We start from the raw sequence: 700 nt of genomic DNA, 5'->3' as shown, positions 1-700 counted from the left end.
GATCCGCGCAACCGCGCCGTCGCGTGCGGCTTCGCCGACGCCGGGGCGCTGCTTCGCTGGCTGCGCCGCTTCGTCGCGCAGCGCAGCTATTTGCTGCAGCAGTATTTGCCGCTGCAGTCGCAAAACGGCGACGCGTACGACGTGCGCGCGCTGGTGCAAAAAGACGGCGACGGCCGTTGGAAGCTGACCGGCATGGCCGTCCGCCGGGGGCAGAACGGCAGCCTGACCTCAAATTTGCACGGCGGAGGCACGGTCGAACCCATCGGACCGTTTTTGACCCGCGAGTTCGGGCCGGCACGCGCCGAGAAGCTCCTTTACGAGCTGCAGCAGCTCGCTATGGGACTTCCGGAAGCGCTGGAATCTTGTCACGGGCGGCTCGCCGAGCTCGGCATCGATTTCGGTGTCGACACGGGCGGCAATAGTTGGATTCTCGAAGTGAATTCCAAACCCGGCCGCTCCATCTTTACTTATTTACAAGACGATCAAGCCAGACTGGACGCACTGGCCAACCCGCTGCGCTACGCGCGGTATTTGCTGCGGCAGCCGCAGGCGCAGGCGAGCGTCAGGCGAAAGCACTTCTGACGACTGGCCCGGCAAAGATCTGCCCTTTCAAAAAAGTTTTGCCTTCGGCAAAACTCAGCCTACGCTTTCGAAGAAAGTTTTGCCTTCGGCAAAACTCAGCCTACGCTTTCGAAGAAAG

At 61.6% G+C, this 700-nt stretch carries 1 protein-coding gene; it reads left to right on the top strand.

Translation table 11 applies throughout. The features are described from left to right. On the top strand, window positions 1–582 hold a 582-nt coding region (locus tag PEH01S_RS34340; protein WP_164828164.1), incomplete at its 5' end, for a YheC/YheD family protein. Between the last annotated feature and the right edge of the window lie 118 nt (window positions 583–700).

It is taken from the genome of Paenibacillus ehimensis NBRC 15659, assembly GCF_004000785.1.
GTDB lineage: Bacteria > Bacillota > Bacilli > Paenibacillales > NBRC-103111 > Paenibacillus_G > Paenibacillus_G ehimensis.
Note: the sequence above shows the minus strand (reverse complement) of the source record. Positions and strands in the feature narration are given on the sequence as shown.